8 protein-coding genes and 1 pseudogene are annotated in these 9,971 nt (G+C 75.0%); 5 read left to right on the top strand and 4 right to left on the bottom strand.

Annotation, left to right across the window (positions count from 1 at the left end; translation table 11 throughout):
* Window positions 1–165: 165 nt before the first annotated feature.
* From fdhD to AC2CJA_RS19310, 3 genes are all read left to right on the top strand, one after another.
* Window positions 166–1,017, top strand: coding sequence for a formate dehydrogenase accessory sulfurtransferase FdhD (gene fdhD, locus AC2CJA_RS19320; RefSeq protein WP_484603960.1), 852 nt, complete (start codon window positions 166–168; stop codon window positions 1,015–1,017).
* 205 nt (window positions 1,018–1,222) lie between these two features.
* A complete protein-coding gene (locus tag AC2CJA_RS19315; RefSeq protein WP_484603959.1) occupies window positions 1,223–3,076 on the top strand; it encodes an AMP-dependent synthetase/ligase in 1,854 nt (617 codons plus the stop codon).
* A gap of 127 nt (window positions 3,077–3,203) precedes the next feature.
* Window positions 3,204–4,031, top strand: coding sequence for an aldo/keto reductase (locus tag AC2CJA_RS19310; RefSeq protein WP_484603958.1), 828 nt, complete (start codon window positions 3,204–3,206; stop codon window positions 4,029–4,031).
* 168 nt (window positions 4,032–4,199) lie between these two features.
* Here the strand turns inward: AC2CJA_RS19310 and AC2CJA_RS19305 are convergent, their stop codons facing one another.
* Both AC2CJA_RS19305 and AC2CJA_RS19300 read right to left on the bottom strand, forming a co-directional pair.
* The gene (locus tag AC2CJA_RS19305; RefSeq protein ID WP_484603957.1) at window positions 4,200–4,508 is read right to left on the bottom strand and encodes a 4a-hydroxytetrahydrobiopterin dehydratase; all 309 of its coding nucleotides are present in this window, start codon (window positions 4,506–4,508) and stop codon (window positions 4,200–4,202) included.
* 163 nt (window positions 4,509–4,671) lie between these two features.
* Window positions 4,672–6,750, bottom strand: coding sequence for a phage holin family protein (locus AC2CJA_RS19300; RefSeq protein WP_484603961.1), 2,079 nt, complete (start codon window positions 6,748–6,750; stop codon window positions 4,672–4,674).
* A gap of 294 nt (window positions 6,751–7,044) precedes the next feature.
* On the opposite strand from AC2CJA_RS19300, the gene AC2CJA_RS19295 reads away from it, so the two are divergent.
* Together AC2CJA_RS19295 and AC2CJA_RS19290 are read left to right on the top strand one after the other, a co-directional pair.
* The gene (locus AC2CJA_RS19295) at window positions 7,045–7,821 is read left to right on the top strand and encodes an MBL fold metallo-hydrolase (RefSeq protein ID WP_484603956.1); all 777 of its coding nucleotides are present in this window, start codon (window positions 7,045–7,047) and stop codon (window positions 7,819–7,821) included.
* Entirely contained in the window at window positions 7,818–8,453 is a 636-nt protein-coding gene (locus AC2CJA_RS19290; RefSeq protein ID WP_484603955.1) for a DedA family protein, read from the top strand. Before AC2CJA_RS19295 ends, AC2CJA_RS19290 begins: the two co-directional genes overlap by 4 nt.
* Here AC2CJA_RS19290 and AC2CJA_RS19285 read toward each other — a convergent pair.
* Window positions 8,450–9,568: an MBL fold metallo-hydrolase gene (locus AC2CJA_RS19285; RefSeq protein ID WP_484603954.1), complete on the bottom strand. Its 1,119-nt coding sequence runs from the start codon at window positions 9,566–9,568 to the stop codon at window positions 8,450–8,452. The two genes, AC2CJA_RS19290 and AC2CJA_RS19285, sit on opposite strands and share 4 nt — an antisense overlap.
* A pseudogene (locus AC2CJA_RS19280) lies at window positions 9,565–9,971 on the bottom strand (aminotransferase class I/II-fold pyridoxal phosphate-dependent enzyme); the annotation flags it as partial. The pseudogene AC2CJA_RS19280 and the gene AC2CJA_RS19285, both read right to left, overlap by 4 nt.

Below are 9,971 nucleotides of genomic sequence, written 5' to 3'. Positions count from 1 at the left end.
GCCGGGCGGCGGGTCGGCGGGCGGCGGGTCGGCGGGTCGGCGGGTCGGCGGGTCGGCGGGTCGGCGGGTGAGCGTACGGCGAAAGCGGGGCAGCAGCACAATGGGACGGCCGCGGCGGCAGGCGCCGCGGCCGTGAAGCGCCGACCGAGGCAGGGCTGATCTTCCATGGGCCGAGTCACCGAACGCCGCCGCGTCGTCCGTCTGCGCGACGGCGCGGTGAGCGAGCGCCCGGACACCCTGGTGGCCGAGGAGCCGCTGGAGATCCGCCTGAACGGCAGGCCGCTGGCCGTCACCATGCGCACGCCCGGCGACGACTTCGCCCTGGCCGCCGGTTTCCTGGTCAGCGAGGGCGTACTGGGCGGCCCGGAGGAGCTGGCGAACATCGTCTACTGCGCCGGCGCCACCGAGCAGGCCGACGGCACCACCCGCAACAGCTACAACGTCGTCGACGTGCGCCTGGCCCCCGGGGTGCCCGTCCCCGACATCACCCTGGAGCGCAACGTCTACACCACCTCCTCGTGCGGGCTGTGCGGCAAGGCCAGCCTGGACGCGGTGCGCACCACCGCCCGCTGGCCCGTCACGGGGGATCTCCCACCGCTGGAGCCGGAGGTGCTGGCCGCGCTGCCCGACCGGCTGCGCGCCGCCCAGCGGGTGTTCGACCGCACCGGCGGCCTGCACGCGGCGGCCCTGTTCTCCCCCGAGGGGGAACTGCTGGACCTGCGCGAGGACGTCGGCCGCCACAACGCCGTCGACAAGCTCGTCGGACGCGCCCTGACCCGGGGGGAACTGCCGCTGTCGCGCGCGGTGCTGCTGGTCTCGGGGCGGGCCTCGTTCGAGCTGGCGCAGAAGGCGGTGATGGCCGGTGTACCCGTGCTGGCGGCCGTCTCCGCGCCGTCCTCCCTGGCCGTCGACCTGGCGGCCGAGACGGGCCTGACCCTGGTCGGCTTCCTGCGGGGGGCGTCGATGAACGTCTACGCCGGCGAGCACCGCGTCGCCCTCGGCGCACGGCGGGTCTGACGGCGGCGGAACCGGCTCCCCGGCGGCCGCGTCCGGCCCGCGAAGGGGGCGCACGGCGCGGAAGATCCGGTGGAGAGTACCGGGATGAACGGTGACGACCCGGCACGGGCGTCCCGAAGTGACCGTATTTACCCCGCCGGGCCGCATCACCTCCCTTCCTGGGCACCCCGCGGATCCGGTACGGTCGCCCCGCTGTGAGTTCCCCATGCCACAGCGCGACGAGGAGCGGCACGTGCGCGAGTTCACCGTCCCGGCCCTGGCGGCGGAGCCTCAGACCGGAGGGCTGGCCGACACCGTCTTCGACCGTGCCGACGACGACCCGCGCCAGGTGGTGATGGCCCGCAAGGACGCCTCGGGCGCCTGGCGGGACGTGACCGCCGCGGAGTTCCGCGACCAGGTGCTGGCGCTGGCCAAGGGGCTGCTCGCCGAGGGGGTGCGCTTCGGCGACCGGGTGGCGGTCATGTCCCGCACCCGCTACGAGTGGACGCTGTTCGACTTCGCCCTGTGGTCCGTCGGCGCCCAGCCGGTGCCGGTCTATCCCACCTCCTCGGCCGAGCAGGTCCGCTGGATGCTGCACGACGCGGAGGTGACGGCCGCCGTCGTGGAGCACGAGGACCACGCGATGACCGTCGGCTCGGTCATCGGCCGGCTGCCGCGCCTGAAGCGGCTGTGGCAGCTCGACGCCGGCGCCGAGGGAGCGCTGGCCGCCGCCGGGGCGCACATCCACACCGACGTGGTGCACCGGCACCGGCGCGCGCTGACCCCGGACACCCCCGCCACCGTCCTCTACACCTCCGGCACCACCGGCCGCCCCAAGGGCTGTGTGCTGACCCACGGCAACTTCATGGCCGAGTGCGACAACCTCGTCCGGCGCTACGAGGCCCTCTTCCCCTCCGGGGACGGGAACCAGGCATCCACCCTGCTCTTCCTCCCCCTCGCGCACGTCTTCGGGCGGATGATCGAGGTCGGGGCGGTGCGCGCCGGAGTCAGGCTCGGCCACCAGCCGGGCATGACCGCCGCCGCCCTCCTGCCCGACCTGGCGGCCTTCCGGCCCACCTTCGTGCTGGCCGTGCCCTACGTCTTCGAGCGGATCTTCCACGCCGCGCGCCGCAGGGCCGAGGCGGAGGGGAGGCTGGAGATGTTCGACAAGGCGGTGGACGTGGCCGTCCGCTACGCCGAGGCGACGGAGGAGAAGGCCTTCGGCGCCGGGCGCGGCCCGGGCGCGGCCCTGCGGATGCGGCACGGCTTCTTCGACAAGGCCGTCTACTCCCGGCTGCGCGCCGCCCTCGGCGGCCGCTGCCGGTACGCCGTGTCGGGCGGCTCGGCGATGGAGCGGCGCCTGGGACTGTTCTACGACGGCGCCGGCATCCGCGTCTTCGAGGGGTACGGGCTGACGGAGACCACCGCCGCGGCCACCGCCAACCCTCCCGAGCGGACCCGGTTCGGCACCGTCGGCGTCCCCATCCCGGGCACCACGGTGCACATCGCCACCGACGGGGAGGTGTGGCTGCGCGGCGGCCAGGTCTTCACCGGCTACCTGAACGACGCCCGCGCCACCGGCGAGGTGCTGCACGACGGCTGGCTGGCCACCGGCGACCTCGGCTCGCTGGACGAGGACGGCTACCTGACGATCACCGGGCGGAAGAAGGACGTCCTGGTGACCTCCGGCGGCAAGACCGTCTCGCCGGCGCTGCTGGAGGAGCGGGTGCGGGCGCACCCGCTGGTGGCGCAGTGCGTCGTGCTCGGCAACGACCGGCCCTACGTCGCCGCGCTGGTCACCCTCGACGAGGAGGCCGTGCACCACTGGCTGACCATGCGCAACAAACCGCACCCGGGTCCGGCCGGGCTGGTGCGCGACCCCGACCTGGAGGCCGAGGTCAGACGGGCGGTGACGGCCGCCAACACCCAGGTCTCCCAGGCCGAGTCGATCCGCACCTTCCGGATACTGGGATCGCGCTTCACCGAGAGGGAGGGGCTGCTCACCCCCTCGATGAAGCTGAGACGCAAGGCCGTGGAGAGGGCGTACGCGGTCGAGATCGAGGCGCTCTACCAGGGCTGAGCGGACCGGGTGCGAAACCGTACGACGGGATTCGGCGGATTCGGCACCCCGGGAATGACAACGCTGCCATGATCGTTGGGCCCCCGGGTACACGTGTCGCCAACCTACTGACAAGGACCGATCGCTCGTGAGCAACGTTCCCAACATCATCCTCAACAACGGCGTCCGGATGCCGCAGTTCGGCTTCGGCGTGTGGCAGGTGCCGGACGAGGAGGCCACTGCCGCCGTCGGGCACGCACTCGCCTCGGGCTACCGCAGCATCGACACCGCCGCGATCTACCAGAACGAGAAGGGCACCGGGAAGGCCATCGCCGAATCCGGGCTGCCGCGCGAAGAGCTCTTCGTGACCACCAAGGTCTGGAACAGCGACCACGGCCACGACACCGCGCTGCGCGCCTTCGACGCCTCGCTGGAACGGCTGGGCCTGGACTACGTCGACCTCTACCTCATCCACTGGCCCGCGCCGGGGCGGGACAGGTACGTCGAGACGTGGAAGGCGCTGGAGGAGATCCACGCAGGCGGCCGCGCCAAGGCCATCGGCGTGTCCAACTTCAAGCCCTCCCAGCTGCGGCGGCTGATGGAGGAGACCGAGGTCGTCCCCGCCGTCAACCAGATCGAGCTGCACCCCAACCTCCCGCAGGCCGAGTCCCGCGCCTTCCACGCCGAGCACGGCATCGCCACCGAGGCCTGGTCGCCGCTGGGCCAGGGCAAGGGCCTGCTGGACGATCCGGTGATCGCCGAGATCGCCCGCAAGCACGGCCGCACCCCCGCCCAGGTGGTGCTGCGCTGGCACCTCCAGACGGGGAACGTGGTGATCCCCAAGTCCGTCACCCCCTCCCGTATCGAGGAGAACATCGACATCTTCTCCTTCGCCCTGGACGACGACGACATGACGGGCATGTCCACCCTGGACAACGGCACCCGGCTGGGCCCCGACCCCGACGAGATGGACTGATCCGGACGCCGGCTCCCCTCCCCCGCACCGCGCCCCCGGCGTCCGGCTCCGCCGGCGCCGGGGGTGTCCCGTCGCGGGCACCCGCGGGGCCGTTCCCCGGAGGCCGTGGCCCGGGAGGCCCGTCACCGGGCCCGGGGCGGCGGCTTCCGCCGTGTGCCCGCCCGCGGACTACGGGCGGGCGCCGTGCGACGGGGCGATCCCCTCGATCCGCCGGGCCAGGCGTACGTCCAGCTCCGTCACCTTCCCGCCCACGCTGTGGGTGTTCACCGACACCCCCACCGCGTCGTAGCCCAGCAGCAGGTCCGCGTGGTGGTTCATCTCCTCCTGGACCTGCGCGACATGGAGCACCATCGCCGCGGCCGGGAAGTGCCCGGCGAAGGAGTACGTCCTCCTCAGCCGGTCCTCGGTGAACTCCCAGCCGGGCAGCTCCGCCAGCGCGGCGTCGATCTCCTGCGAGGTCAGCGGTCTAGGTGCCATGGACGAAATCTCACTTCCCGTGGACGACCCTTCGACCCTAGGGCCGCGGCACGGGATCCTCGTGGTCGACACGGGCACGGGGACGGGCCCCTCCGGGGCCTTTCCCGGTCGAGAGCGCTTGGCACACTTTTCACGAACCCGGCGGAGTGGTCCGGAGGTCCGGTCAGCGCAGTGGGGTCCGGGCCGGGATGAAGGGGGCGGTGACGGCGGGGGCGGCCTCCGCGTCGCGCAGCCAGCCGCGCAGCACGCGGTGGATCCGCTCGGCGCCGACCGGTTCGCCGTCCCTGTCCGGCGGGGGCAGCAGGCGCGGGTGGAGCAGGAACGCGCGGTTCTGCTCGCCGCCGAGGCCGCCGTGGGAGCCGATCTGCTCCTCGAACGCGTGGACGGTGCCGGTGGCCCGGTCGAGGGCCGAGTTGACCATGATGTCGGCGGCGTGCGGGAAGCGTGCGGTGCGCCGTACGAGTGCGGCGGCACGGGGGCCGTAGGGCTCCAGGGGGTCCTCGCCGGTGATCCCGCCGGTGTCCAGGCGGTGTTCGCTGTCGCCGGGACCGAGCACCACCGGCCCGTGGCGCTCGGTGTCCACCAGCAGGAACCCGATGCCGGGATGGTTGGCGAGGGTGCGCAGCAGGGCGGGGTGGCGGCGGTCGATCTCCTCGCGGGTGGCCCGGCCGGGGATGCCGGGGAAGGAGACCAGCCCGAGGTTGCCCGAGCCCAGCACCACGGGGTCGGAGGTGGGGGCGGGCCAGTGGGGTTCGGCGCCGTGCCCGTCCTCGGGCCGGTGCAGGGCGGCGCGGGCGGCGGCGCGGGCCTCGGCGCCGCTGGCCGTGTGCCGGGCCCGCCGGGAGACCGGCAGTCCGCATCCGGCGCGGACCAGGTCCTCCAGGGTCAGCCCGTAGCGGGAGGCGAAGGTCTCGCCGGGGCTCTGCCCGTGGTCGGACAGGAGCACCAGGCGGTAGGGCCGGGGGGCCTGGGCGGCGACCTTGGCGATCAGGCCGACGGACCGGTCCAGGCGCCGCAGCACCTGGTGGGTGTCGCGGCCCCGCGGCCCGGAGTGGTGGGCCACCTCGTCGTAGGCGACGAGGTCGGCGTAGACGGCGGTGCGCCCGCTGAGGACGTCGCCGATGACGGAGGCGACCACCACGTCCCGCTGGACGACGGTGGCGAAGGCCCGGATGAACGGGTAGAGCCCGCCGCGCGGCACCCGCGGGCTGTCCCCGCGCAGCCTGGCACGGGTGGACTGGACGATCTCGCGGACGACCTCGGCGGTGAAGGAGGCCGCCGTGCGGGTGGCGTTGGCCGGGTCGGAGAAGTACGCGAAGTACCCGGCGCGCGACCGGTTGTGGCGGCCGCGCCGGGCGGAGACGGAGAGCACCAGGGCCGCCTGGGCGGCCCCGCCGCTGAAGAGGTTGCCGCGGCTGGCGCCGTCGTGGGCGAGCAGTCCGGGCTCGCCGCTGTGCTCGGCGGCACGGCGCTGGAGCCGGGCGGCGCTGGAGGGCCGGTTGCTGATCACCACCTCGCCGGTCTCCTTCTCGTACCAGCGGAAGGCGGGCACGTCCTCGTTGGAGCCGTGCAGGATGCCGAGCTGGCTGGCGCCGGTCTGGCTGGACCAGTCGGTGTGCCAGGGGACGAGGCGGTGGCTGTCGCGGAGCATGGCGGCGATGCCCGGCATCAGCGGTTCGCCGCCGGCCGGGGCGGTGACCGCGTCGCGCAGTACCTCGTGGCCGATCCCGTCGAGCTGGAGGAAGACGGTGCCGGGGGTGGCGGGCACCCGCCGGCTCCCGGAGCGGCGCCAGCGGCGGTCGGCGAGCCGGGCCAGGCGCCGCCGGTAGGCCCGGTCGTCGCGGACCGCCAGGAAGGTGTTGGCCGCCGAGGAGGCGGCGGACATCGCGGCGGCGACGATCACGGCGGTCTGCGGGCCGGTCTCGCCCCGGTAGTCGGGCAGGAGGGCGAGCGCCAGCCACAGCAGCGAGCCGTTGAGGAAGAACACCAGCAGGCCCAGTACCAGGGCGGGCACCAGCAGCAGGGCTCTGACCAGCAGGGGCCACACCAGGGCGCTGAGCAGGCCGAAGGCGCCGGCCCCGAGGGCGGCGGTGGTCCCGATGCTGGTGGCACTGTCGCCGTCGGCGGACTGGAGCCGGAAGTCGGGGAGCACTCCGGCCAGCACCAGCATGGTGACGGTGCTCACCGCCCACACCACCAGGACGCGCAGCACCGCGCCGCCCGCCCTGCGCCAGGCCGCCATCCGCACGCCGTCCGCCCTCCCTCCTCCAAAAGTCCCGGGCCGGTTTCGCGCCGGGCCCCGCCGTCCGCGTTCTCCGCACCGCGGGGTCCATGCCTCCCGCACGCCGGTGTCCTCGTCGCGTGTCCGCCGTCGGCGCCGGCGACCGCCGCTCCCGGTCCGGCACGTCCTACTTTTCCACAGCGCCTCCCGCGGCCGGGGGCGCGCGGCGGTCTCCTTCCGAAGACTCCCGGGGGCACGGGGGTGTGATGAGAGGATCGGTACGGGGAAGGGGCGAGCGGGTGGAAGGAGGGTCCGGTGCCTGCGGAGATCACTTGGTGGGGCCATGCCACGACGGCGGTGCGCGACTCCGGCGTGACGGTGCTCACCGACCCGGTGTTCGTCCGGCGGCTGGCCCATCTGCGCAGACGGCGCGGACAGCCGCCGCCGGAGTCGGCGGCACGGGTGGACCTGGTGGTGGTCTCGCATCTGCACGCCGACCATCTGCATCTGCCCTCCCTGGCCCGCCTGGCGCCCGGTACCCGGGTGGTGGTGCCGCGCGGCGCGCTCGCCTCGGTGGCGGGGCTGCGGCGGCTGTCGGGGCGGCTGCGGGTCGAGGAGGTCGACGTGGGCGAGCGGGTGCGGGCCGGGGACGTGACCGTCCGCGCGGTGCCCGCGGAGCACGACGGGCGGCGGCTGCCTTACGGGCCTCATCGGGCGCCCGCCCTGGGCTACGTGGTCGAGGGGGAGTCCAGGACGTACTTCGCGGGGGACACCGGGCTGTTCGACTCGATGGCGGAGGCGGTCGGCCCGGTGGACGCGGCGCTGCTGCCCGTCGGCGGCTGGGGGCCGAAGCTGGGCGACGGGCACATGAACGCGCGCCGGGCCGCCGAGGCGCTGTCCCGGCTGGGCGCGCCGCTGGCGGTGCCGGTGCACTACGGGACGTACTGGCCGATCGGGCTGGACGCGGTCCGGCCGCACGAGTTCCACTCCCCCGGTGACGAGTTCGTGCGGCTGGCGGCGCGTTCGGTCCCCGCCGCGGCGGTGCGCCGGCTGGGGCACGGCGAGAGCGTACGGCTGGAGGCGGCGGGGTGATCGAGGCGCTGCTGGGCGCGGTGCGGGAGATACCGGGGCAGGTCGCGCCCGGCGCGGTGGGCTATCCCTCGCTGTTCCTGCTGGTGGCGTTCGGCGCGCTGGTGCCGGTGGTCCCGACGGGGGCGCTGGTCAGCGCGGCGTCGGCGGTGGCGTTCCACCGCGGCCCTCCGGCCCTTCCGCTGCTGCTGGTGTTCGCCGTCGCGTCGCTGGCGGCGTTCCTGGGCGATCTGCTGCTGTACTGGCTCGGACGGCGCGGCGGTCACTCCAGGAGCGGGGAGCGCTGGCTGGAGCGGATGCGCGAGCGGGCCGAGCCGGACCGGCTGGAGGCCGCGCGGCGGAGGCTGGACGAGCACGGCGTGACGGTGCTGGTCCTCTCCCGGCTGGTGCCCGCCGGGCGGATCCCGGTGATGGTGGCCTGTCTGCTGTCGCGGGTGCCGGTGCGGCGGTTCGTGCGCGGTGCCGCACCGGCCTGCCTGGTGTGGACGGCCACCTACCAGCTGATCGGGATCCTGGGCGGTTCGCTGTTCCCCGAGCCGTGGCAGGGCGTGGCCGCGGCGGTCGGTCTGACGCTGCTGGTCGGCTCGGCGCCCTCGGTGTGGCGGCGGCTGCGCCCGGCGCGGGTCCCGCGCTAGAGGGGCCGGGGTCCGGGGTCCGGACCCGGATCAGGGTGCGGGTCCGGCCGTCGGTCCGGCTGCCCCAGGATCCTGGAGGCCCCGATCGGCATGTCCCACAGGTCCCCGCGCGGACGTCCCGCCGCGGTCCAGGCGGCCCGCACCCGGCTCAGCGGCTCCAGAGGCGGCTCGGCCGAGAGCAGGAAGGTGGCCCAGTGCATGGGGGCCATACGGCGGGCGCCGAGGTCCAGGCAGGCCCGTACGGCCTCCTCCGGGTCGGTGTGCACCGGGCGGAGCATCCGGCGCGGCGCGTACGCGCCGATCGGCAGCAGGGCGAGGTCGATGCCCGGGTAGCGGCGGCCGATCTCGGCGAACCAGTGGCCGTACCCGGTGTCGCCGGCGAAGTGGATCCGCTGCCCGTGGCGGTCGGTGAGCACCCAGCCGCCCCACAGCGAGCGGCAGGTGTCGGTGAGAGTGCGCCGGGACCAGTGGTGGGCGGGGACGAAGTCGAAGCGGACGCGGCCGCCACCCGGCGAGGGCAGTTCGGCCGCCTCCCACCAGTCCAGTTCGGTGACGGTTGTGAAGCGGCGCCGGCGGCACCAGGCGCCGAGCCCGGCGGGGACGAACAGCGGGGTGTCGCGCGGCAGCCGCCTGAGGGTGGGGGCGTCGAGGTGGTCGTAGTGGTTGTGGGAGATCACCACCGCGTCGACGCGCGGCAGGTCCTCCCAGGGGACTCCGACCGGGGTGACCCGTGCCGGGGTGCCCAGGATCCGGCGGGACCAGACGGGATCGGTCAGGACGGTGAGGCCGCCGATGCGCACCACCCAGCTGGCGTGCCCGGCCCAGGTGACGGCGGCCGTGTCGGCGTCGACCGGCGGCAGGGGCGCCGGTTCGCGGGGCAGCAGGGGGATCTCGCGCAGCGTCGCGGGGTCGGGGCGCGTGCTGCCCTCCCTGGCTATGCGGGACAGGGAGCGCAGGCCGGGCAGGGGCTCGGTGAGCCGGCCGGCGAAGCCGCCCGGCCAGGTGCGCCGCTCACCGAGCGGGCGGGGCTCGGGCAGGGCGGGAGGACGCCGGGGGGAGCCTGCGGCGGGGGCGTCGAGGACGGCCTGTGCGGGCCTGTCCGTCCGTTCGGTCATGCGGGGCTCCCATCTGCGTCCGGTGATTTCACGGGGCGGGGCGACGCCGGGCCTGCGGCCGTCAGCTCCCGCAGGGCCGACTCCAGCGACGCCCGCGCGCCGGTGGGCGGCACGCCGGTGGACAGCCGCACCCGCAGGGCGCGCGGATCGTCGCCGAAGCGGTGGCCGCCCAGGGCGTACGGGCCCAGCCGCCGCACCAGTTCCGCCTCCAGCCGGGGGGCGTCCTCGACACCGCGGGCGGCCAGCGCCGGGCGCAGCGCCTCGAAGTCGGGGTAGAGGTGGCGTCCGGCGTGCGGCGGCCGGCAGACCACGCCGGCGTCGGCCAGGATCCGGTGGAGCGCGGCGGCTCGTGCGGCGTGGGCGCGGTTGCCGGCGGCGCGGTGCTCGCGCAGCGGCTCCGGCT

The organism is Streptomyces sp. ATLC9 (genome assembly GCF_057196705.1).
Note: the sequence above shows the minus strand (reverse complement) of the source record. Positions and strands in the feature narration are given on the sequence as shown.